Raw genomic sequence first — 19,910 nt, forward strand, 5'->3', positions numbered from 1 at the left:
CCCGGCCGGATTCGGCCGGGTCCGCCCTCACCACAGCCGGTCGGTGCTCCCGGGGTACAGCGGGACGCGGATGCCCGTGAAAGCGGCCCGGTCCCGGTCCGGTTCAGCCGTGAAGAAGGCCGCCGGCACCACCTTGTCGAAGCCGGGACCGTCGGTGGCCAGCGGTTCCCCGGGCGTTCCGCCGACCAGGACCGTGCCCGGCAGCGGCGGGAAGCCGGCCGCCCGGTAGAACGCCGAGAGCGGACGGTCACAGCTGAACAGGGCCAGGTCCACGGCCGGATCGGCAGCCAGTTCGGCGCGGGCCGCCGCCACCAGCCGGCCGCCGAGCCCGCGGCCCCGCAGCTCGGGCCGGGTGACCACGCCGCTGAGCCCGGCCGCGCGGTACGTCCGCCCCGCGACCTCGATCTCCTTGTACAGCAGCGCCAGCGCCGCGGCCACCGTGCCGTCGCGGGCCGTCAGCAGCAGGGCCCGCGGCGCCAGGGCGGGGTCGTGCCCGGGCGAGGACCCCGGCCAGGCCGCGGCCTCCAGGGCGGCGACCTGACGGGCCTGCGCCGGGGGAACGGCGGCCTCGGCGAAGCCGGCCACCCGCAGGGCGCCGGGGTCCGCGCTCACTCGATCCGCACACCCTCTCCGCCGACCCGGACCCGGGGGTCGCCCGCGCGCAGTTCCACCGTGAGCACGCCCGGCCGGCCCATGTCGGCGCCCTGGTGGAGGGTGAGCACGGCGTCCGGCGGGACCAGGCCGAGCTCGCGGGCGTACGCGCCGAAGGCGGCCGCGGCGGCGCCCGTCGCCGGGTCCTCGACGACCCCGCCGACCGGGAAGGGGTCCCGTACGTGGAACTCCGCCGGGCCCGCGCGCCACACCAGCTGCACGGTCGTCAGGTCCAGGCGCCGCATCAGCGCCTCCAGCCGGGCGAAGTCGTACGAGAGGTCCGCGAGCCGGGCCCGGCTGCCGGCGCCGAGCACCAGGTGGCGGGCTCCGGCGTAGGCGACGCGGGGCGGGAACGCCGGGTCCAGGTCCGCCTCCGGCCAGTCCAGCGCGGCCAGCGCCTCGGCGAGGTCGTCCGCGCCGATCTCCTCGGTGTGCGGCTCCACACTGGTCAGCGTGGCCCGCAGCAGCCCGTCCCGCGCGGTGACGGACACCGGGACGGTGCCCGCCCGCGTCGCCAGGAGCAGCTCCCCGGGGCCGATCCGCTCCCCCAGCGCCACGGCGGTGGCGACGGTGGCGTGCCCGCAGAACGGCACCTCGGCCTTCGGGCTGAAGTAGCGGACGGTGAAGGCCCGGCCCGGCTCGCCCCCCAGCCCCTCGGGCGGGGCCGTCAGGAAGGCCGTCTCGCTGTAGCCGAGCGCGGCGGCGATGCCCAGCATCGCGGAGTCGTCCAGCCCGGCCGCGTCGAGCACGACACCGGCGGGGTTGCCGCCCGCCGGGTCGCCGGAGAAGGCCGCGTAGTGAAGCACCTCAGTCGTCATGATCAGCTCAACTGCCGGGTCGCGGCGCGCATTCCCCGCCGCCCGGGGCGGGGAACGCGCAGGGCTCAGCCCCGCCCGATGTACGGCATCGTCGTCGCCATCACCGTCGCGAACTGCACGTTCGCCTCCAGCGGGAGCTCCGCCATGTGCAGCACCGTGCGCGCCACGTCGGCGGCGTCCATCACCGGTTCGACGGCCAGCTGCCCGTTGGCCTGGAGGATCCCGGTCTGCATCCGCTCGGTCATCTCGGTGGCCGCGTTGCCGATGTCGATCTGCCCGCAGGCGATCCGGTACGGGCGCCCGTCCAGCGACAGGGACTTGGTCAGGCCGGTCATCGCGTGCTTGGTCGCGGTGTAGGCGACGGAGTTCGGGCGCGGCACGTGCGCCGAGATCGAGCCGTTGTTGATGATCCGGCCGCCCTGCGGGTCCTGCGCCTTCATCTGGCGGAAGGCGGCCTGCGCGCACAGGAAGGAACCGGTCAGGTTGACGTCGACCACCGAGCGCCAGGCCTCGTAGGACAGGTCCTCCAGCGGGACGCCGCCCGGGCCGAAGGTGCCCGCGTTGTTGAAGAGCAGGTCGAGCCGCCCGTACCGCTCGCGGACCGCCCCGAACAGTGCGGCGACCTCGTCCGGATCGCTGACGTCCGTTTGTACGCGGAGCACGTCGGCGCCGTCCCCGGCCGCCTCGGCGGTCTCCTCGAGCGGCTCCGCACGGCGGCCCGCCAGCGCCACGGACCAGCCTGCCGCGGCCAGGGCCAGGACCACGGAGCGGCCGATTCCCGAGCCGGCCCCCGTCACTACAGCGATCTTCGTCGTGGGTTCGTCCATGGGGCCGCAGAGTACGTCACACGGCGCCCCAGTCCCCGAACGTTCCGATTGCTGAGAGCATGGGTCGGTCAGGGGTGCACAAAAGAAGACAAGCAGACTGGAGTTCCGCATGTCGGAGAGAGGCCCCGTGACGGCCCGCGCACACGAACCGTCACCCGAAACGCCCTCCGTCCCCACCACCACCGCACCCCTGAAGGCAGCACGCCGCACGGGCCTGCTGGTCACCTTCATACTCGGCGGGCTCACCGCCCTCCCGCCGCTGTCCATGGACATGTACCTCCCGGCCCTGCCGGAAGTCACCAACGTCCTGCACAGCCCTGCCGCCACCATCCAGCTCACCCTCACCGCCTGCCTCGCCGGTATGGCCCTGGGCCAGCTGGTCATCGGCCCGATGAGCGACAAGTGGGGCCGCCGCAAGCCGCTGCTCATCGGCATGGTCATGTACGTCCTGGCCACCGCGATCTGCGCGCTCGCCCCGACCGCCGAACTGCTGATCACCTTCCGTCTGCTCCAGGGCCTGGCCGGCTCGGCCGCGATCGTCATCGCACGGGCGGTCGTGCGCGACCTGTACGACGGGGTCGAGATGGCCCGGTTCTTCTCCAACCTCATGCTCATATCCGGCACCGCCCCGATCGTCGCCCCGCTCATCGGCGGCCAGGTGCTGCGCTTCTCCGACTGGCGCGGGGTCTTCCTCGTCCTCACCGCCGTCGGCGTGGTCCTCACCGTGATGGTGTGGCGCAGCCTCGGCGAGACCCTGCCGCCCGAGCGGCGCCAGACCGGCGGCGTCGGCGCGGCCCTGCGGACCATGCGGGGACTGCTCGGCGACCGCGTCTTCACCGGCTACACGCTGGCCGGCGGTTTCGCCTTCGCCGTGCTGTTCTCGTACATCGCCGCCTCCCCCTTCGTGGTGCAGGAGATCTACGGCGCTTCGCCCCAGGCCTTCAGCCTGTTGTTCGGCGTCAATTCCTTCGGCCTGATCGCCGTCGGCCAGATCAACGGCAAGCTGCTGGTCGGCCGGGTCGACATGGACAAGACCCTGTCCATCGGACTCGCCATCACCACGGTCGCCTCGGTGGCCCTGCTGCTCATGGCGACCGGGGTGTTCGGGGAGGTCGGACTGGTCCCGATCGCCGCCGCCCTGTTCGTGCTGATGTCGGCGATGGGCCTGGTGATGCCGAACACCAACGCGCAGGCCCTCATGCGCACCCCGCACGCCGCCGGCTCGGCCTCCGCGCTGATCGGCACCTCCTCCTTCCTGGTCGGCGCGGTCGCCTCGCCGCTGGTCGGGATCGCGGGCGAGGACACGGCGGTGCCCATGGCCGTGGTGCAGCTGGCCTGCTCACTGCTGGCGGTGGCCTGCTTCATCGGCCTGTGCCGCCCCTGGCGCAGCCGCGAACCCATGGCGCCCGCGGCGCCGTAAACTTCGCGGGTGAACGTCTCCGCCCCCACCACCTCCGACACCCTCCGCAGCACGCTCGGCGGGCTGCTCGACGGACTTCCGCCCAAGCAGGCCGCGGCCGCCGTCGAGCGGCTCATCGCCAGCTACCGGGGGCAGACCCCCACCGACGCGCCCGTGCTGCGCGACCGCTCCGACGTGGCGGCGTACGCGGCGTACCGGATGCCCGCCACCTTCGAGGCCGTCCGGGCCGCCCTGGACGGCCTCGCCGAGGCGGCCCCGCGGTGGACGCCGGGCTCGCACGTGGACGTGGGCGGCGGCACGGGCGCCGCGACCTGGGCGGTCGACGCCACCTGGGACGGCCCGCGGGAGACCACGGTGCTGGACTGGGCGGAGCCCGCGCTGGCCCTGGGCCGTGAACTGGCCGCGGCCTCCGCCTCCGAGGTGCTGCGCGGCGCGGCCTGGCGGCGGGAGGTCATCGGCGCCGGGCTGACGCTGCCCGAGTCCGACCTGGTGACGGTCTCGTACGTACTGGGCGAGCTGACCCCGCAGGCCCGTACGGCCGTCATCGCCGAGGCGGCACGCGCCGGGCAGGCCGTGGTGTTCGTCGAGCCGGGCACGCCGGAGGGGTACCTGCGCATCCGCGAAGCCCGCGACCAGCTGATCGCGGCCGGGCTGCGGGTCGCCGCCCCGTGCCCGCACGACGGGACCTGCCCGATCGAGGTCGGGCAGGACTGGTGCCACTTCTCGGCGCGGGTCAGCCGGTCCTCCCTGCACCGCAAGGTCAAGGGCGGCTCGCTCCCGTACGAGGACGAGAAGTTCAGCTACGTCGCCGCGACCCGCTTCCCGACGGAGCCGGCCACCTCCCGGATCACACGGAAGCCGCAGATCCGGAAGGGGCTCGTACTGCTGGAGCTGTGCGGCCCCCGGGACGAGGGCCTGACCCGGGCCACCGTGACCAAGCGCCACGGTGACCTCTACAAGGCGGCGCGGGACGCCGACTGGGGCCGCTCCTGGCCGCCGCCCGCCTCCGAGGGCCAGGCCTCTCCGACGGCCTAGCCGCTCCGGCGGCCTAGGGCCTCAGCTCCTGGGTGCAGCACTTCACGCTGCCGCCGCCCTTGAGCAGCTCGCCCAGGTCCATCGGGACGGGCTCGAACCCCCGGGCCCGCAGCGGAGCCAGCAGCCCGGTCGCCGCCTGCGGGAGCAGCACGTGCCGGCCGTCGGAGACCGCGTTCATGCCCAGGGCCGCCGCGTCCTCCTCCCCGGCGAGCAGCGCGTCGGGGAACAGGCGTTTGAGTACGGCCTGACTGCCCGGCGAGAAGGCGGCCGGGTGGTACATGACCTCGTCCCCGTCGAGGACGCACAAGGCCGTGTCCAGGTGGTAGTAGCGCGGGTCCACCAGGTCGAGGCCGATGACGGGGCGGCCGAAGAACTCCTGCGCCTCGTCGTGCGAGAGCGGGCTGGAGCGGAAGCCCCGGCCGGCCAGGAGGTAGCTGGAGGTGACGGCGAAGTCGCCCTCGCCCTCGTTGACGTGGGACGGCTCGTGGACGTCCCGGTAGCCGTGGCCGCGGAACCACTCCAGGTGGATCCCGGCCTCGGCGGCCCGCTCCGGATAGGCGAACCGGGCCCCGAGCACCCGGCCGTCGACGACGAGCGCCCCGTTCGCCGCGAAGACCATGTCGGGCAGCTCGGGGTGCGGTTCGAGGGTTTCGACGGTGTGCCCGAGGGAGCGGTAGCGGTCCCTCAGGTCCTCCCACTGGGCGAGGGCGAGGGGCAGGTCCACCGGTTTCGTGGGATCCATCCACGGATTGATGGAGTAGGTGACCTTGAAGTGCACGGGTGGGCACATCAGATAGCGCCGGGGTGTGGCGTCTCTGCGCAAAGAAGGCTCCTCACGACTTACGACGGGTGTGGAGAGAATCGTCTCTCCTTACGCCGGACACCGCAGTGAACTGATTGGGTGGTTTAACGGACAAGAGGAAGACGAGACGTCTCGGTTGGTAGTTTCAGGACATGACCAAGACCCCTGACGCCACCCGCCGCAGCGACCGCTCCCGGCGGGCCATCCTCGACGCCGCGCTCGCACTGGTCGGGGAGGTCGGCTACAACAAGCTGACCATCGAGGCGATCGCCGCCCGGGCCGGGGTCGGCAAACAGACCATCTACCGCTGGTGGCCCTCCAAGGCGGCCGTCCTGCTCGACGCCTCGCTCTCGCTCGCCGGCGAGGCCGAGACGGAAGGCCAGTGGACGGGCTTCCCCGACACCGGGGACCTCGCGGCCGACCTGAAGTACGTCCTGCGGGCGACGGTGGACGAACTGTGCGACGAGAAGTACGCGGCCCCCGCGCGCGCCCTCACGGCGGCCGGGGCGACCGACCCCGAGCTCGGGGCCCGTTTCAACGAACGGCTGCTGGAGCCGCAGCTCGCCCTGTACGAGGCACGCTTGCGCTCGGCCCGCGAGGCGGGCCAGCTGGCCCCGGACACCGATCTGCGGCTGACGGTGGAGATGCTGCTGGGCCCGCTCACCTACCGGTGGCTGCTGCGCACGCAGCCGCTGACGCACGCCTTCTGCGACGCGCTGGTGGACCGGGTACTGGGCGGGGTGGCCAACGTCACCAGCCGCTGACCGGAATCCAAATGGCTGAATTGTGTGGTTATGTGGGGGTTGCCGGTCACCCATCCCCAACCCCCCGGTCACCGAGACCGGTCACCCGGGGCGCAGGATGGTGGGACCATGTGAAGGTCCGCCGGGGATACGGTGAGGTGAGGGGATAGATGGGGTCTGAGTCCGGCCGCGTCAAACGCGGCGAGCAGAGCAGGATTTCCCAGTGGCTGCGCCGGCGGCAGAAACCCGTCGCCGAGGACCCCGGAAAAGAGCGCGAGGCGCTCCTCCTGGCCGTCGCCGCCGCCGGTCTGCCGCTCGCACCCGCCGCCCATCCCGCCGGTTACCGGTGTTCGTGCGACCGGATCGGCTGTCCGACGCCCGCACGCCACCCGCTCTCCTTCGCCTGGCAGACCCAGTCGACCACCGACCGCGCACAGGTCGAACGGTGGGCGCGCAACCAGCCCCAGGCCAACTTCATCACCGCGACGGGCATGGTCCACGACGTCCTGGACGTCCCCCTGGAAGCGGGCGCGGCCGCCCTCGCCCGCCTGCTGGAAGCGGGCATCGAGGTCGGGCCGGTCGCCGAGTCGGGCGGTACCGGGGAGCAGGCCCGGATGCTCTTCTTCACCGCCACCCGCGGTACTCCCGAGGACGAGGACGAGTGGTGGCCCTGCGAACTGGACTGCCATCCCGAGACGATGGACGAGCACCCGGGCCTGCGGTGGCACTGCCGCGGCAGCTACGTCCTGGTGCCGCCGGCGGCCCTGCCGGGTGACCTGGCGGTCAGCTGGCTCCGGGGCATGGAGCACCCGCTGCCGGATCCCCTCACCCTCCTCGAAACCCTGACGGACGCCTGCGCCACGTACGCGGGCACCGCGAACCTCACCCCGGCCGCCGTGGCCTGGCCCCTGGGCCACTAGGGGGTGTCTGCCGGGGCCCGGCCGCATCCAGCCTCGCCGACGTGTGAGGCGCGGGGTCCGGGGCGGAGCCCCGATCCGGTGCCGGCCCCGCCGGGGCTCGCGGGTCAGTGGTGGATCTGGGTGACCACCACGTCCAGGCCCCAGGCCCGGCCCGGCTTCACCGGCGCGTCCGTCTCGACCAGGTAGCCCAGCCCTCGCAGGGCCTCGACCAGTTCGGCCGGCGAAGCCGGAGCCGCTCCCGCGAGCAGCAGGTCCCGCACCAGCCGGCCCTTCGTCGCCTTGTTGAAGTGGCTCACCACGGAGCGCTTCTCCACCCCGTCCACCACCTGCGAGTGCAGCACCCGCACGGTGGCCGTGCGCCCCGCCACCTCGCCCTTCGGCTTCCACGCCGAGGCGTACGCCGCCGACCGCAGGTCCAGCACCAGCCCCTCCCCGGCAACGGCCGGCAGCACCTCCGCCATCGGCCCCCGCCAGTACGCGCCCAACGCCCCGCGCCCCGGCAGCTTCACGCCCATCGAGCAGCGGTACGACGGGATCCGGTCGGTGATCCGCACCGCACCCCACAGCCCCGAGAACACCAGCAGCGACTCCTCGGCCAGCGCCCGCGCCGCCGGCGTCAGGTCCGCCAGCCCCAGCGCGTCGTACAGCACGCCGGTGTAGATCTCCCCCGCCGGCCGGGCCGGGGCCGACCGCAGCTCCGCGTTCTTCGCGACCTCGCCGCGCAGGCCCTCGCTCAGGCCCAGCACCTCGCGCGCCTTGAGCTCGTCGGCCGCACACAGTTCGACCAGTTCGTCCAGGACCCCCGCACGGGCCTCGGCCAGACCGGGCAGCGACAGCGACTCCGGCTTCAGGGGTGCGCCGGAGCCGCCGGCGGCCTTTCCTTCGGACGGCGGCAGCAGCACGAGCACGGTGGATCTCCTTCGGTACGACACGGCGCAGGGGATGCGGCCCCCGAGCCAGGGTAGACGGCCCGCGCGCCCCGCCCCGCCCCCGGCTTCGGCCGCCGCCCGGCCGCCGAAGCCGCCCGAACCGCGCACATCGCCCGGCCAGGGCCTAGGCTCGGTCCATGCCACGCCGCCACATGCACATGACCGGCGCGGAGGGGGCTGCCCTGCGGGCCGCCCTGCGCGCACTGCGGACCGAGCTGGGCGTACCGGAGGAGTTCCCGGCCGAGGTGCTCGCCGAGGCCGAGCGGGCCGCCCGCGAACCCCGCCTGCCCGACACCGACGCCACCGACCTCCCCTTGTTCACCGTCGACCCGCCGGCCGCGCGCGACCTCGATCAGGCCATGCACCTGGCCCGGCGGCCCGCCGGCGGCTTCCGCGTCCACTACGCCATCGCCGACGTCGCCGCCTTCGTCACCCCGGGCGGCGCGCTCGACGCGGAGGCCCACCGCCGCGTCACCACCCTCTACTTCCCCGACGGCAGGGTCCCGCTGCACCCGGGCGTGCTCTCGGAGGACGCGGCCAGCCTGCTGCCCGACCGGACCCGCCCCGCGCTGCTCTGGCGCCTCGACCTCGACGCCGAGGGCCGGGTGGAGACCACCGACGTCCGCCGCGCCCTCGTGCGCAGCCGGGCCAAGCTCGACTACGACGGCGTACAGAAGGCCATCGACACCGGTACGGCCGAGGAACCCGTCGCCCTGCTCCAGGACATCGGCCGGCTCCGCGAGGCCCTGGAGGTGGAGCGCGGCGGCATCTCCCTGAACGTGCCCGAGCAGGAGGTCGTCGCCCACGACGGCTCGTACGCCCTGGCCTACCGGGCCCCGCTCCCCGCCGACGGCTGGAACGCCCAGATCTCCCTCATGACCGGCATCGCCGCCGCCGACCTGATGCTGGCCGCCGGAACCGGAATCCTGCGGACCCTCCCGCAGGCCCCCGACGGCGCCGTCGGCCGGCTCCGGCGGACGGCGAAGGCCCTGCGGATCGACTGGCCGCACCACGTCCCGTACGCCGAACTCGTGCGCTCCCTCGACCCGCACCGCCCCGCCCACGCCGCCTTCCTCCAGGAGTGCACGGCCCTGCTGCGCGGCGCCGGCTACACCGTGTTCACCGGCGGCGAGACCCCGGACCCCGCCATCCACGCGGCGGTCGCGGCCCCGTACGCCCACTGCACCGCCCCGCTGCGCCGGCTCGCCGACCGGTACGCGGGCGAGCTGTGCCTGGCGGCGGTGGCCGGGGCCGAGCCCCCGCGGTGGGCGGTGGCGGCGCTGGACGCGCTGCCCAAGGAGATGGCGGACGGGGCGCGGCTGGCCAACGGGGCCGAGCGGGAGTGCGTGGACCTCGTCGAGGCGGCCCTGCTCAAGGACCGCGTCGGGGAGACCTTCGAGGCCACGGTGATCGAGGTCAAGGACCGGGAGCCACGGGAGGGCACGGTCCACCTGGAGGACCCGGCGGTGGTCGGCCGCGTGGTGTCCACCGCTCTGGAACTGCTCCTGGGCGAGCGGATCCGGGTCCGCCTCACGGAGGCGGACCCGGGCACCGCGAAGGTCCTGTTCGCCCCGGCCTGAAGCCCGGCCGAAGCCCGGCCCGCCGGGAGGTCCGGGCTACGCGGGCTGGCGCAGGGCGCTGACCAGCGCGCGCGGGTCCGTCCTCGGACAGCGTGACCAGCCGGCCCTGCGGATGGCGCCGGTCGACCCGGACCGAGGCCACCGCGTCCGGCGGGACGAAGCCGGGTACGACCGCGCCCTCGGACGGGATCGCGGCGAACACCTCGTCGGGGACGGCCGCGACCAGCTCCGCCGCCAGGAGCGGGGTCCGCGGGTCGTCCGCGGGGGCGTCGGCGAGCTCGTCCAGCCGCTCGTACAGGGCCAGCACCCCGGGCGGGGCGGCCAGCAGCACGGCGAGCCGTCGCCGGCGCTCGGCGATCTCGGCCTCCTGGCGGGCCAGGTCGGCGTCGAGCTCTTCGAGTACGTCGGCCAGCTCGCGCCCGGCGTCGTCCGCGAGGACGTCGCGCACCTCGTCCAGGCTGCCCGTAGAAACCCTGCCGTTGCGTCAAGGTCAAGCGGCGACGGCACAGCCGGTAACATGGTCGCCACGGCAGACGAGTCGGCCGGGCGGCCGCGTCGGGATCTCCGGATCCCGCCGAGGAACGTCCGGGCTCCACAGGGCAGGGTGGTGGGTAACGCCCACCCGGGGTGACCCGCGGGACAGTGCCACAGAAAACAGACCGCCGGGGGCTTCGGCCCCCGGTAAGGGTGAAACGGTGGTGTAAGAGACCACCAGCGCCTGAGGTGACTCAGGCGGCTAGGTAAACCCCACCCGGAGCAAGGTCAAGAGGATCCGTCCCCGGACGGGTCTGCGCGAACGCTCGAGGGCTGCCCGCCCGAGTTCGCGGGTAGACCGCACGAGGCCGGCGGCAACGCCGGCCCTAGATGGATGGCCGTCTCCCCGGCGACCGCGAGGTCACCGGGCGACAGAACCCGGCGTACAGGCCGGCTCGTCTGCCGTTCCCACCCCGTTCGGGGTGCCGCGGACACGAGAACCCCCCGCCCGTACGGGCGGGGGGTTCTGTGCGTGCACCGGCCACGCGCTAGCGCAGGTGCGAGGTGTCGTTCAGGAGGCGGAGCGAGGCGTTGCCGTCGGCGTAGTACGCCACTGCCGACAGGGAGGCCGCCGACAGTTCCATGCGGAACAGCGCCTCCGGCGGGGCGCCCAGGGCGAGGCGGACCAGGATCTTGACCGGGGTCACGTGCGTGACCAGCAGGACCGTGCGGCCCGCGTGCTCGGTGAGGAGCCGGTCGCGGGTCGCCGAGATCCGGCGGGTGGCGGTCGTGAAGCTCTCGCCGCCGCCGGTCGGGGCCGCCCGCGGGGAGTCCAGCCACGCCTGGAGGTCGTCGGGGTAGCGCTCGCGCACCTCGGCGAAGGTCAGGCCCTCCCAGGCGCCGAAGTCCACCTCGCGCAGGCCCTCTTCGACCGTGACCGTGAGGCCGAGGCGGTCGGCGACGGCTTGGGCGGTCTCGCGGCAGCGGCGCAGCGGGGAGCTGACGACCGTCTGCACGGTGCCGCGGGCGGCCAGCGCCTCGGCCACCGCCGACGCCTGTCGGCGGCCGGCCGGCGACAGCTCGGGGTCGCTGCCCCCGGTGCCGGAGAAGCGCTTCTGCGGGGTGAGGGCGGTCTCGCCGTGGCGCAGCAGCACGAAGGTGGCGGGCGTCCCCATGTCGGGCCCCCAGCCGGCGCCGCCGGTACCTCCGGCGGCGGGACGGGGCAGGCCGGTCCCGGCCGGGGCGGACACCGCCGCCGGGGCCGGGATCAGGCCCGGTTCGGCGAACAGCGTGCCGGTGCCCGCCGGTTCGGCGGAGGCGGCGACGCGTGCCGCGCGGGTGTCCGCGGCCTCGGCGGTGGCCGCCGCGGGTGCGGTGGCCCGCGGACCGGAGCCCGAGGCGAGGGCCGCGCGGACCGCGGCGGCGCCCTTCGCCGCGTCCCCCGGAGGACCGGCGGGGGCGGCGGCGCCGCGGTCGAGGGCGGCGGAGGACGCCGAAGGCTCCCACTGCTTGCCGCGCTTGCCCGCGTCCATCGCCTCGTTCGCGAGCCGGTCCGCGTGCTTGTTCTTCTCGCGCGGGATCCACTCGTACGTCACCTGGGTGCGCGGGAGGATCTTCGCGGCCTCGGCGGCGAGCGGCTTCATGTCCGGGTGCTTGATCTTCCAGCGGCCGGACATCTGCTCGACGACCAGCTTGGAGTCCATCCGGACCAGGACCTGTGCGTCGGAGGCCAGTTCGCGGGCCGCCTTGAGCCCGGCGATCAGGCCCTTGTACTCGGCCACGTTGTTCGTCGCGACGCCGATGTACTCCGCGCGCTCGGCCAGCGTCTCGCCCGTCGCCGGGTCGAGGACGACCGCGCCGTAGCCGGCGGGCCCCGGGTTGCCCCGGGAGCCGCCGTCCGCCTCCATGACGAACCGGACAGGCCTCTGCATCAGATGCCCGAGTCGGCCGTACGGACCAGGATGCGGCCGCAGTTCTCGTGGCGCACGACCTGGTCGCGGGCCGCGGCCTTGATCTCGTTGACCTCGGCCATGTCGAGCTCGAGCCGGCAGCCCTCGCAGCGGCGCTGGTACAGGCGCGCGGCGCCGACCCCGCCCTGCTTGACGCGGATCTTCTCGTACAGGGCCATCAGGTCGGCCGGCATGGAGGTGACGATGACCTCGCGGTCCTTGGTGACCTTGGCGGCCTCGTCGTCGAGCTCGCCGGTGGCCGCGTCGCGGCGCGCGGTGGCGTCGGTCAGCTTGGCCTCGAGCGCGGAGACGCTCCCGGTGAGGCCGGTGACCCGCTCCTGCGCGGCCTCCAGGCGCTCCATGACCTCCAGGACCACGTCCTCCAGGTCGCCCTGCCGCTTGGCCAGGGAGACGACCTCGCTCTGCAGGTTGGCCAGGTCCCGGGCCGAGATGCCCACGCCGGAGTCCAGGCGCTGCTGGTCGCGGGCGGCGCGCTGGCGCACCTGGTCCACGTCCTGCTCCGCCTTGGTCTGCTCGCGCGCGGCGTCGCTGGCCTGGGTCTGGGCGGCGACGAGCAGGTCGCGCTGCTGGCTGAGGTCCTTGGTCAGGGAGTCGACCTCGGCGTGCTCGGGCAGCGACTTGCGCTTGTGGGCGAGCTGAGACAGCCGCACGTCCAGGGCCTGGACGTCGAGAAGTCGGATCTGGTCGGCGGGCTCGGCGTTCAGTTGGGGGCTCCAGAGATAGAAGGGTGTGTGACGGACGGCGCGTGCGCCGTCCACGGGTCGGTGACCGTGCGCGAGACGTGGGTGCGCAGACCCCAGCCGTGGCGCTCGGAGATCGCGTCGAGCTGGGCCGCGGCCTGCTCGCACCAGGGCCACTCGGTGGCCCAGTGGGCGGCGTCGACGAGGGCGAGCGGGCTCTGCTCGCGGGCCTCGGAGACCGGGTGGTGGCGCAGGTCGGCGGTCAGGAAGACGTCCACGCCGGCGGCGCGGACCTGCTCGAAGAGGCTGTCGCCGGAGCCGCCGCTGACGGCGACGCGGCGGATCGGGGCGTCCGGGTCGCCGGCGACGCGGATGCCCTGGGCGGTCTGCGGAAGCCAGGCCGCGGCGCGGGCGGCGAACTCGCGCAGCGTCTCGGGGTGGTCCAGTTCGCAGATCCGGCCGAGGCCGCGGCGGCCCGCGGGGTCGGTGGGGTCGGGCACCAGCGGTCCGGTGATCCGCAGGTCCAGGGCGCCCGCGAGGGCGTCGGAGACTCCGGGGTCGGCGGTGTCGGCGTTGGTGTGGGCGACGTGCAGCGCGATGTCGTTCTTGATCAGCGTGTGCACGACGCGGCCCTTGAAGGTGCCGGCCTCGACGGTCGTGGTGCCGCGCAGGTAGAGCGGGTGGTGCGTGACGATCAGGTCGGCGCCCAGCTTCACGGCTTCGTCGGCGATCTCCTGTACGGGGTCCACGGCGAACAGCACCCGGGAGACCTCGGCTTCGGGGTCGCCGCAGACGGTGCCGACGGCATCCCACTGCTCGGCCCGCGAGGGGGGCCAGAGAGCGTCCAGCGCGGCGATGACTTCAGAGAGACGGGGCACGGTGCAAGGCTACCGTCCGTGGCGCCCGCCCCATGGCCCGACCGCTTGGGCCGGGCCGGGGGCTGGCTCGGGGCCCGGCCCGGGGGTCTCGCCCGGGAGGCGGCCGCGCGGGCCGTCTACTTCACGAGGAAGCCGCGCAGGTCGTCGAGGACCTTGTCGGCGGCGGTCACGCCGAGGCCCAGGTACCAGGTCTCGTCCGGAACGTCCTTGGCGTGGCCCTGCTGCACGGCGCCCAGGTTCTTCCACAGCGGGTTGGCCTCGGCCGAGTCGCGCTTGGTCTTGTCCTTGGCCCCGTAGACGCCGGTGAAGATCCAGTCGGCGGCGGCCTCGTCCATCCGCTCCGGGCTGATCTCGACGGCGAGGTCCTCCACCTGCTGGTTCTGCGGGCGCGGGATGCCGGAGTCCTTGAGGACCGTGCCGATGAACGAGGCCCCGGCGTACAGGCGGGTCTTGCCCGGCATGTAGCGCAGCATCGTGACGGTGGGCTTCTTCTCGCCGAGGTCGGTGCCGAGCTCGGCCGCCTTGGCCTGGTAGGCGTCGAGCTTGGCCTTGGCCTCGGCGGTCTTGTCGAGCGCGGCCGCGTTCAGGAGGTAGTTCTCCTTCCACGGGAAGCCGGGGCGGAGGGAGAAGACGGTCGGGGCGATCTTCGAGAGGGCGTCGTACTTGTCCGCGGCACGCAGCTGGCTGCCGAGGATCAGGTCGGGCTTGAGGGCGTTGATCGCTTCCAGGTTGAGGCTGTTGATGGTGCCGACGGACTTGGGGTCGCCCGCGTCCTTCTTCAGGTACTCGGGGATGCCCTCGTCGCCCTCGGACGGCGCGTAGCCGACGGGCTGCATGCCCAGGGAGACAACGTTGTCCAGTTCGCCGACGTCCAGGACCACGACGCGCTTGGGGGCGGCCTTCAGCTCGGTGGAGCCCATGGCGTGCGTGACGGTGCGCGGGAACTGCCCGGCCGCGGCGGTGGTCCCGAAGGCGGCCGTCTTCCTGGCGGCCTCGCCGAACTCCTTGCCGCCCTGCGCGACGGCCTTCTTGTCGCCGCCTCCGGTGGGGGCGGAGTCCTCGGCCGACTTCGCGTCCTGGCCGCCGCACGCGGTGAGGGTGAGGGCGGCGGCTGCGGCGAGGGCGACGGCGGCGGCTGCGCGGCGTCGGAAGGACATGTCACATCTCCAGGGGTGGGGGGCGGGGGCCGGCCAGGTCGAGTTAGGCATACCTAACCGGACGCCCACCCTAAACGTCCCGCTCCCGCCCAGCACAATCGCCGCCGCGCACTCACACGAACCCCCACCCGGCCACCCGTACGTGTGAAGCGGGGTTGGTCGTGTTGTTCGGGACGAAGTGCGAAAACTAGCTTCCTCACCGGAGGTGACGCACGGATGACTGTCTGTGCCATCGAAACGACGATCACGGCCCCGTTCACGATCACCGCGGACGGCGCGTACGCCGCCCGGCTCGCCGGGAACGGCGAGGCGCTCTACGCGGAGCGCTGGACCCTGGCCGGGCCCGAGCCGTACGCGGTGCCGCTGCCGCTCGCGCAGCCCGAGGAGGCCGACAGCGAGGTGCTGCCGCTGGCCGACGGGCGGGTGCTGATCCACCGGCGGGTGGCGGACCGGCACGCCTTCGCCCTGCTGTACCCGACGGGTGCCGCGGCGGGCCCGCGCACCGGGGAGCTCCAGCTCGGCGGGGTGGAAACGGCGGACGGGGTACGGGTCCGCCTGCTGCCCCCGTCCCCGGACGGGCACGGCGCCTTCGCGCTGGCCTCGGGCGAGGCCGGGTCCACGGTCTGGCAGGTGGCCGGGGGCGCCTTCGGGCCGCGGCGGGTGGCCGAGGTCCCCGGCCGCTGCTCCGGCGGCGTCTGGCTGGACCGGACGGGCCGGCTGCTGGCCCTGGACCGCGAACTGGACGGCACCACGAAGGCGGTGGCCGTGGACCTGGAGCGCGGCGGGGAGGTGTCCCCGCTGCTGCAGATCGCGGAGGGCAGCGAGGACCGGCTGCTGCTGGCCGACCCGGACAGCGGGCTGCTGTTGATCCGCTCCGACGCGCCGGGCGAACCGCGCCTGGGCTGGGGGGTGCTGGGCAGCTCCCTGCCGGTCCGCTTCCCGGAGTGCCTGCGGCACGACGACGCGACCCCGTTCGCGGTCCAGCCGGGCCAGGCGCTGATGCCGGAGACCTGCGGGGTCGCCCTGCGGATGGGCCCGTCGGGGGAGGGCGGCATCGGCCTGTGGCGCCCCGCCGACCGGCACGTCTTCCGGCTCGGGGCGCCCCAGGGCTGGCTGGGCGGTGCGGGGCTGTGGAGCCCTGAGGGCCGCCTGCGCCTCCCGTACGCGACCCCGGACGTGCCCTGCGGGATCCTCGGGCTGGGCATTCCGCTCGCCCCTCCCCCGCCGGTCCGCCTGGACCCCGTACCGCCGCCCGCGCCCCGCCCCGTACCGCTCCAGCAGGCTCCGCTCAGCCGTGCTTGAGGCCCAGCACCTCCGTCGCGGCGAAGGTCTCGTTCGCCGGGCGGGAGTCGTAGTGCGGGGTCAGGAGCTCGTCGAGCTCCTCGAAGGAGAAGGCCTCCTTGGCCGTGTCGAACTTCGCGGCCACCTTGGGGCGTTCCATGACGACGACGATCCCGCCGTGTACGACGAACAGCTGCCCGTTGGCCTTGGCCGCGGCGGGTGAGGCCAGGTAACCGACGAGCGGGGAGACGTGCTCGGGGGCGAGGGCGTCGAGCTTGCCCTCCTCCGGGACCTGGAAGCCCGCGAAGACGTCCTCGGTCATCCGGGTGCGGGCGCGCGGGCAGATGGCGTTGGCCGTCACCCCGTACTTCGCGAGGGCCAGGGCGGTGGACGTGGTCAGGCCCACGATGCCGCCCTTGGCCGCCGCGTAGTTCGGCTGGCCGGCCGAACCGCCGAGGAAGGCCTCGGAGGAGGTGTTGACGATCCGGCCGTAGACCGGGCCGCCCGCCGCCTTCGACCTCTCCCGCCAGTGCACGGACGCGAAGTGCGTGGTGTTGAAGTGCCCCTTGAGGTGGACCCGGATCACCGAGTCCCACTCCGCCTCCGACATGGAGAAGACCATCCGGTCGCGCAGGATGCCCGCGTTGTTGACGAGGATGTCGAGCTTGCCGAAGCTGCCGACGGCCAGCTCGACGAGCTCGCGCGCCTGCTCGAAGTCGGCCACGTCGCCCAGGTGCGCGACGGCCTGTCCGCCCGCTGCCCGGATCTCCTCGGCCACCTCCTCCGCCGGCGCGGCCGAGGCCTCGCCCGAGCCGTCGCGGCCGGGCTGCCCGAAGTCGTTGACGACCACGCTCGCGCCGAGCCGCGCGAGTTCGATCGCCTCGGCCCGGCCGAGCCCGCGCCCCGCGCCGGTGACGATGGCGCTGAGCCCCTCAAGTGGCAGTGACATCCGTACGGTTCCCCTCGGAATCGGTGGAACGGGTCAGAGTTCGATGCAGGTGCGCAGGGCCGTGCCGGTGCGCATCTGGTCGAGGGCGTCGTTGATCTCGGCGAGCTGCACCCGGTGGGTGATCAGCCCCGCCAGGTCCACCCGGCCGGCCCGCCACAGCGCGATGGTGCGCTCGTAGGACCGCAGGACGTCGCCGCCTCCGTACATGGACGGGAGGATCTTCTTCTCGTCGAAGAAGAGGGAGAACATGTCGACCTGGTAGGTGTCGTCCATGGCGCCCGCGCCGACGATGACCACGCTGCCGCCGCGCCGGGTCATCTTGTACGCGGTCTGCGCGGTGGCGGACTTGCCGACGACCTCGAAGACGTAGTCGAAGCCCTCGCCGGCGGTGATCCGGTTCTTGGCGTCGTCGAACGCGTCCGGTGCGACCGCCTCGGTGGCCCCGAACCGCAGGGCGGCGGCGCGCCGCGACTCCACCGGGTCGACGGCGATGATCTGCGCCGCGCCCTGGACCTTGGCGCCCTGGATGACGGATATGCCGACGCCGCCGCAGCCGATGACGGCGACCGAGGAACCGGCTTCCACCTTGGCGGTGTTGATGGCCGCGCCGAGGCCGGTGGTGACCCCGCAGCCGATGAGCGCGGCGATGTCGAAGGGCACGTCGTCGGGGATCGGCACGGCGCACGCGGCGTCGACGACGAGTTCCTCGGCGAAGGTGCCGGTGGCGGCGAAGCCGAAGATGTCGCCGCCCGCGCGCTTGAAGTTGGGGGTGCCCGCGTTGACCAGGCTGGCCAGACACAGGTGGCCCTGGCCGCGCTTGCAGGACGGACAGTGGCCGCACGGCGGCAGCCAGCAGACGAGGACCCGGTCGCCGACGCTGAGGCTGGTGACGCCGTCACCGACGTCCGAGATCACTCCGGAGCCCTCGTGGCCCGGGATGAAGGGGGCGGGCTGCGGCAGGACGCCGCTCATGGCGGAAAGGTCGGAGTGGCACAGGCCGGTGGCCTTGATCCGGATCTTGACCTTGCCGGGGCCCAGACCCACGGCCTCCATGTCGTCGACGACCTCGAGCTTGTCCTGGCCGATCTCGCTCTGCAGTGCTGCGCGCACGGTGCGGCTCCTTAAGTCCTTGCGGTCTCGTGCTTACGAGTGTTCGACGACGGTGTCAGCGAGGACCGGCGCGTCGTCCCGGTCGGCGGCGCTGACGGCCACCAGGACGCGGCCGGTCTCCTGCCACATCCGGATGCGCAGGGTCTCGCCGGGGAAGACGATCCCGGCGAAGCGCGTGCGGTAGGCGCGGACCCGGGACACGTCGCCGCCGAGGGCCGTGTCGACGACGGCCTTGAGGGTCATCCCGTACGAGCACAGGCCGTGCAGGATCGGCCGGTCGAAGCCGGCCGTCTTGGCGAACTCCGGGTCGGCGTGCAGGGGGTTCCAGTCCCCGGAGAGCCGGTAGAGCAGTGCCTGGTCCTCGCGGATGGTGCGCTCCTCGACGCGGTCCGGCGCACGGTCGGGGAGCTCCTCGCGGACGGAGGGTCCGCGCTCCCCGCCGAAGCCGCCCTCGCCGCGTACGAAGATCTGCGCGTCGCTGGTCCACAGCGGCCCGTCGGCGTCCGCGACCTCGGAGCGCAGCACGATCACGGCCGCCTTGCCCTTGTCGTAGACGGCGGCGACCTTGGAGCTGGAGGTGGCCCGTCCCTTGACGGGGATGGGCCGGTGCAGCTCGATGGAGTGGCCGCCGTGCAGGACGTGGGCGAGGTTGACCTCGATCCCGGGCTGGCCGAGGCCGCCGAGCATGGCCATGCCGGCGCCGGCGACGGTCGCGAAGCTGGGCAGGACGTGGAGGCTGGATTCGAGGGTGTAGCGCAGTTCGTCGGGGTCGGTGGCTCCCCGCTGCCCGTTCGAGGAGGTACCGGCGCCGAGGCCGAGGTGGTAGAGCTGGATGTCCTTGTGGTCCCAGCCGATGTCCCCCTGGCGGGGGTCTGCGGCGAGGGCCTTGGCGGCATCGATCGGCATGTGGATGCTGCTCCCTGTCGTGGAAACGGGGGCCTTGGAAGACCTCGGTGCGGCCGTCCGCACCGTCGGCCGCACCGAGGTCGTATGCGGGCCGGCCCGCAGTGCGTTCTAGAACGCGTTCTAGGGCCGGTGAAGGAATGTATAACGCACGTCCCAGCACTTGGGAAGACTGCTGACTTCACGTCAGATTCTGCCTTGCCGGGGCGTGTTGCGCCCGCTCCACCGGGCGGGGGGCGTAGCCTTCGCGGGTGGAGGAAATGCCCGTGCACCATCGTCCGGCGCGCTCCCTGCGGGTCCTGCTGGACCCGCCGGCCCCGGCCCTCGCGCTGCGCCTCGGACTGCAGCCCGACATCGAGGTGGTGTCCTCCGCCCTGTCCCGCCCGGCGGTGGCGCTGGTCGAGGAAGTCGGGTCCGTGCCAGCGGTGCTGACCGAGAATCCGGAGTGCCGGGTGCTGGTCATGACGGGCTCCGCACACGCCGGCCTGGCGGCCTCGGCCCTGGCGGCGGGCGCGGCCGGACTGGTGCTGCGCGACGGCCCGATCGAATACCTGGCGGACGCCGTCCGCCGCGCCTCGATGGGTGAAGTCGTCGTCGATCCGGCTCTCGAAGCCCCGCAGGAATAAACCCTGCCACGGAGCCGCACCGAACGGCCCGTCACATCCAATTCATCCAGGGTGAATTGAGCGGCCGAAACGCAGCCGCCCGACCGCCCCGCACAGTTGACGATCCGACGGCTGCCGACTGCCCGGAATTCAGCTCGGCGCGCGCCCGGCAAACACC

Annotated in this window: 19 protein-coding genes, 1 other RNA gene and 1 pseudogene; 8 read left to right on the forward strand and 13 right to left on the reverse strand. The window is 73.6% G+C overall.

What is annotated here, in order from left to right; all coding sequences use genetic code 11:
• Window positions 1–27: 27 nt before the first annotated feature.
• The 3 genes from ACTVZO_RS13060 to ACTVZO_RS13070 all read right to left on the reverse strand — a co-directional run bounded on the left by ACTVZO_RS13060 (window position 28) and on the right by ACTVZO_RS13070 (window position 2,296).
• Window positions 28–612 (reverse strand): GNAT family N-acetyltransferase, encoded by a 585-nt coding sequence (locus tag ACTVZO_RS13060; RefSeq protein WP_443298531.1) that lies wholly within the window; start codon window positions 610–612, stop codon window positions 28–30.
• Window positions 609–1,469, reverse strand: a complete 861-nt coding sequence (locus ACTVZO_RS13065) for a PhzF family phenazine biosynthesis protein (protein ID WP_443298532.1) — start codon at window positions 1,467–1,469, stop codon at window positions 609–611. Before ACTVZO_RS13065 ends, ACTVZO_RS13060 begins: the two co-directional genes overlap by 4 nt.
• Window positions 1,470–1,534: 65 nt before the next feature.
• Complete coding sequence (locus ACTVZO_RS13070; protein WP_443298533.1) at window positions 1,535–2,296, reverse strand: SDR family oxidoreductase; 762 nt, start codon at window positions 2,294–2,296, stop codon at window positions 1,535–1,537.
• A 109-nt stretch (window positions 2,297–2,405) separates the two neighbouring features.
• On the opposite strand from ACTVZO_RS13070, the gene ACTVZO_RS13075 reads away from it, so the two are divergent.
• Window positions 2,406–3,716, forward strand: coding sequence for a Bcr/CflA family multidrug efflux MFS transporter (locus tag ACTVZO_RS13075; protein WP_443298534.1), 1,311 nt, complete (start codon window positions 2,406–2,408; stop codon window positions 3,714–3,716).
• A gap of 9 nt (window positions 3,717–3,725) precedes the next feature.
• Window positions 3,726–4,751 carry a small ribosomal subunit Rsm22 family protein gene (locus ACTVZO_RS13080; protein ID WP_443298535.1) on the forward strand — a complete coding sequence of 342 codons (1,026 nt, stop codon included), beginning with the start codon at window positions 3,726–3,728 and terminating at the stop codon, window positions 4,749–4,751.
• Between the two features lie 13 nt (window positions 4,752–4,764).
• On the opposite strand, the gene ddaH is transcribed toward ACTVZO_RS13080, so the two are convergent.
• Window positions 4,765–5,574 carry a dimethylargininase gene (ddaH, locus tag ACTVZO_RS13085; RefSeq protein ID WP_443298536.1) on the reverse strand — a complete coding sequence of 270 codons (810 nt, stop codon included), beginning with the start codon at window positions 5,572–5,574 and terminating at the stop codon, window positions 4,765–4,767.
• Between the two features lie 131 nt (window positions 5,575–5,705).
• Here ddaH and ACTVZO_RS13090 point away from each other — a divergent pair, with 131 nt between their 5' ends.
• Both ACTVZO_RS13090 and ACTVZO_RS13095 read left to right on the forward strand, forming a co-directional pair.
• Complete coding sequence (locus tag ACTVZO_RS13090) at window positions 5,706–6,317, forward strand: TetR/AcrR family transcriptional regulator (protein ID WP_443298537.1); 612 nt, start codon at window positions 5,706–5,708, stop codon at window positions 6,315–6,317.
• 149 nt (window positions 6,318–6,466) lie between these two features.
• Entirely contained in the window at window positions 6,467–7,216 is a 750-nt protein-coding gene (locus ACTVZO_RS13095; RefSeq protein WP_443298538.1) for a bifunctional DNA primase/polymerase, read from the forward strand.
• A gap of 104 nt (window positions 7,217–7,320) precedes the next feature.
• On the opposite strand, the gene yaaA is transcribed toward ACTVZO_RS13095, so the two are convergent.
• Entirely contained in the window at window positions 7,321–8,124 is an 804-nt protein-coding gene (gene yaaA / locus ACTVZO_RS13100) for a peroxide stress protein YaaA (RefSeq protein ID WP_443298539.1), read from the reverse strand.
• A 158-nt stretch (window positions 8,125–8,282) separates the two neighbouring features.
• Here yaaA and ACTVZO_RS13105 point away from each other — a divergent pair, with 158 nt between their 5' ends.
• The gene (locus tag ACTVZO_RS13105; protein WP_443298540.1) at window positions 8,283–9,725 is read left to right on the forward strand and encodes an RNB domain-containing ribonuclease; all 1,443 of its coding nucleotides are present in this window, start codon (window positions 8,283–8,285) and stop codon (window positions 9,723–9,725) included.
• 157 nt (window positions 9,726–9,882) lie between these two features.
• On the opposite strand, the pseudogene ACTVZO_RS13110 reads toward ACTVZO_RS13105, so the two are convergent.
• A pseudogene (locus tag ACTVZO_RS13110) lies at window positions 9,883–10,185 on the reverse strand (MerR family transcriptional regulator); the annotation flags it as partial.
• Between the two features lie 74 nt (window positions 10,186–10,259).
• Here ACTVZO_RS13110 and rnpB point away from each other — a divergent pair.
• Window positions 10,260–10,661: RNase P RNA component class A (gene rnpB, locus ACTVZO_RS13115), an RNA gene on the forward strand.
• 86 nt (window positions 10,662–10,747) lie between these two features.
• Here rnpB and ACTVZO_RS13120 read toward each other — a convergent pair.
• The 4 genes from ACTVZO_RS13120 to ACTVZO_RS13135 form a co-directional block, all read right to left on the reverse strand.
• Window positions 10,748–12,130, reverse strand: a complete 1,383-nt coding sequence (locus tag ACTVZO_RS13120) for a bifunctional RNase H/acid phosphatase (protein ID WP_443298541.1) — start codon at window positions 12,128–12,130, stop codon at window positions 10,748–10,750.
• Window positions 12,130–12,873: a zinc ribbon domain-containing protein gene (locus ACTVZO_RS13125; RefSeq protein ID WP_443303155.1), complete on the reverse strand. Its 744-nt coding sequence runs from the start codon at window positions 12,871–12,873 to the stop codon at window positions 12,130–12,132. Before ACTVZO_RS13125 ends, ACTVZO_RS13120 begins: the two co-directional genes overlap by 1 nt.
• Window positions 12,870–13,727 (reverse strand): Nif3-like dinuclear metal center hexameric protein, encoded by an 858-nt coding sequence (locus tag ACTVZO_RS13130; RefSeq protein WP_443298542.1) that lies wholly within the window; start codon window positions 13,725–13,727, stop codon window positions 12,870–12,872. Before ACTVZO_RS13130 ends, ACTVZO_RS13125 begins: the two co-directional genes overlap by 4 nt.
• 116 nt (window positions 13,728–13,843) lie before the next feature.
• A complete protein-coding gene (locus tag ACTVZO_RS13135; protein ID WP_443298543.1) occupies window positions 13,844–14,884 on the reverse strand; it encodes an ABC transporter substrate-binding protein in 1,041 nt (346 codons plus the stop codon).
• Between the two features lie 216 nt (window positions 14,885–15,100).
• Between ACTVZO_RS13135 and ACTVZO_RS13140 the strand changes: the two genes are divergently transcribed.
• Window positions 15,101–16,186, forward strand: coding sequence for a hypothetical protein (locus ACTVZO_RS13140; RefSeq protein WP_443298544.1), 1,086 nt, complete (start codon window positions 15,101–15,103; stop codon window positions 16,184–16,186).
• Here ACTVZO_RS13140 and ACTVZO_RS13145 read toward each other — a convergent pair.
• Genes ACTVZO_RS13145 through ACTVZO_RS13155 form a run of 3 tightly spaced genes read right to left on the reverse strand, consistent with a single transcriptional unit; the run spans window position 16,173 to window position 19,130 of the window.
• Window positions 16,173–17,114 (reverse strand): 3-oxoacyl-ACP reductase, encoded by a 942-nt coding sequence (locus ACTVZO_RS13145; RefSeq protein WP_443298545.1) that lies wholly within the window; start codon window positions 17,112–17,114, stop codon window positions 16,173–16,175. The two genes, ACTVZO_RS13140 and ACTVZO_RS13145, sit on opposite strands and share 14 nt — an antisense overlap.
• 33 nt (window positions 17,115–17,147) lie before the next feature.
• The gene (locus tag ACTVZO_RS13150) at window positions 17,148–18,224 is read right to left on the reverse strand and encodes a Zn-dependent alcohol dehydrogenase (RefSeq protein ID WP_443298546.1); all 1,077 of its coding nucleotides are present in this window, start codon (window positions 18,222–18,224) and stop codon (window positions 17,148–17,150) included.
• Window positions 18,225–18,257: 33 nt separating this feature from the next.
• Window positions 18,258–19,130: a MaoC/PaaZ C-terminal domain-containing protein gene (locus ACTVZO_RS13155; protein WP_443298547.1), complete on the reverse strand. Its 873-nt coding sequence runs from the start codon at window positions 19,128–19,130 to the stop codon at window positions 18,258–18,260.
• Between the two features lie 257 nt (window positions 19,131–19,387).
• Between ACTVZO_RS13155 and ACTVZO_RS13160 the strand changes: the two genes are divergently transcribed.
• Window positions 19,388–19,753 (forward strand): DNA-binding response regulator, encoded by a 366-nt coding sequence (locus tag ACTVZO_RS13160; protein WP_443303156.1) that lies wholly within the window; start codon window positions 19,388–19,390, stop codon window positions 19,751–19,753.
• Window positions 19,754–19,910: the final 157 nt, after the last annotated feature.

Source organism: Streptomyces sp. IBSNAI002, assembly GCF_052244475.1.
Taxonomy (GTDB): Bacteria; Actinomycetota; Actinomycetes; order Streptomycetales; family Streptomycetaceae; genus Streptomyces.

Excerpts from the sequence above, each read along its gene's own strand:
- ACTVZO_RS13075 (WP_443298534.1), top strand. The coding sequence starts at position 2,406 with ATGTCGGAGAGAGGCCCCGTGACGGCCCGCGCACACGAACCGTCACCC.
- ACTVZO_RS13090 (WP_443298537.1), top strand. The coding sequence starts at position 5,706 with ATGACCAAGACCCCTGACGCCACCCGCCGCAGCGACCGCTCCCGGCGG.
- ACTVZO_RS13070 (WP_443298533.1), bottom strand. The coding sequence starts at position 2,296 with ATGGACGAACCCACGACGAAGATCGCTGTAGTGACGGGGGCCGGCTCG.
- ACTVZO_RS13145 (WP_443298545.1), bottom strand. The coding sequence starts at position 17,114 with ATGTCACTGCCACTTGAGGGGCTCAGCGCCATCGTCACCGGCGCGGGG.
- ACTVZO_RS13120 (WP_443298541.1), bottom strand. The coding sequence starts at position 12,130 with ATGCAGAGGCCTGTCCGGTTCGTCATGGAGGCGGACGGCGGCTCCCGG.
- ACTVZO_RS13135 (WP_443298543.1), bottom strand. The coding sequence starts at position 14,884 with ATGTCCTTCCGACGCCGCGCAGCCGCCGCCGTCGCCCTCGCCGCAGCC.
- ACTVZO_RS13155 (WP_443298547.1), bottom strand. The coding sequence starts at position 19,130 with ATGCCGATCGATGCCGCCAAGGCCCTCGCCGCAGACCCCCGCCAGGGG.
- ACTVZO_RS13065 (WP_443298532.1), bottom strand. The coding sequence starts at position 1,469 with ATGACGACTGAGGTGCTTCACTACGCGGCCTTCTCCGGCGACCCGGCG.
- ACTVZO_RS13140 (WP_443298544.1), top strand. The coding sequence starts at position 15,101 with ATGACTGTCTGTGCCATCGAAACGACGATCACGGCCCCGTTCACGATC.
- ACTVZO_RS13160 (WP_443303156.1), top strand. The coding sequence starts at position 19,388 with ATGCCCGTGCACCATCGTCCGGCGCGCTCCCTGCGGGTCCTGCTGGAC.
- ACTVZO_RS13105 (WP_443298540.1), top strand. The coding sequence starts at position 8,283 with ATGCCACGCCGCCACATGCACATGACCGGCGCGGAGGGGGCTGCCCTG.
- ACTVZO_RS13095 (WP_443298538.1), top strand. The coding sequence starts at position 6,467 with ATGGGGTCTGAGTCCGGCCGCGTCAAACGCGGCGAGCAGAGCAGGATT.